This window comes from Mycobacterium sp. E802, from assembly GCF_001666875.1.
Classification (GTDB): domain Bacteria; phylum Actinomycetota; class Actinomycetes; order Mycobacteriales; family Mycobacteriaceae; genus Mycobacterium.
On the sequence record NZ_LZJD01000111.1, the window covers coordinates 1 to 930 of the forward strand.

A 930-nucleotide genomic window follows, 5' to 3' on the forward strand; every position below is an offset into this window, starting at 1 on the left:
CGCAACGTGCCGGCGGTGACGACGCCGGGGCGCTGCGCGGCGAACGTTCCCGCGATGGCCAGGACCGCGATGATCGGTAGGAAGCGGCCGATGACCATCGCGATCGCCAGTGCAACGTTGAACCAGGTGGTGTTGCCGCTGAATCCGGCAAAGCCACTGCCGTTGTTGGCCGCCGAGCTGGTGAAGGCGTACAGCACCTCGGACAGGCCGTGCGGCCCCGTGTTGAGCATGCCCGCGCGTTGCCCCGGCATCGCCATGGCCACCGCGGTGCCGGTCAGCACGATCAGCGGGGTCACGAGGAAATACGTTGCCGCGAGCTTGATCTCGCGCGGGGTGATCTTCTTTCCGAGGTACTCCGGAGTGCGGCCCACCATCAGGCCGGCCACGAACACCGTGATGATCGCCAGCACCAGCATGCCGTACAGGCCGGAGCCGACGCCGCCGGGAGCCACCTCACCGAGCTGCATGTTGAACATGGTGATCATGCCGCCGAGGCTGGTGTAGGAGTCGTGGAACGAGTCCACCGCGCCGGTCGAGGTCAGCGTCGTCGCATCGGCGAACACCGCCGAGTTGGCGACACCGAACCGCTGCTCGACACCTTCCATCGCCGAGCCGACCGCGGTCGGGACGGTGCCGTGGGCCTGGAGCTGGAACAGCATCATCAGGCTGACGCTGGCCGTCGCGATCACCGACATCGCCGCCACGATGGCGTAACCCTGCTTCCGGCTGCCGACCATGCGGCCGAACGTCCGCGGCAGCGAGAACGGGATCATCAGGATCAGGAAGATCTCCACCCAGTTGGTCCAGGTGGCGGGGTTCTCGAACGGGTGCGACGAGTTGGCGTTGTAGAAGCCGCCGCCGTTGGTGCCGAGCAGCTTGATGACTTCCTGGCTGGCGACGGGGCCGCCCGGGATCGTCTGGGTGCCGCCG

The 930-nt window shown here is 67.4% G+C and carries 1 protein-coding gene; it reads right to left on the bottom strand.

Annotated elements, in window-relative coordinates; genetic code table 11:
* Nucleotides 1–930: potassium-transporting ATPase subunit KdpA (gene kdpA / locus A5699_RS16880; RefSeq protein ID WP_067771207.1), on the bottom strand; the 930-nt coding region annotated here is incomplete at both ends.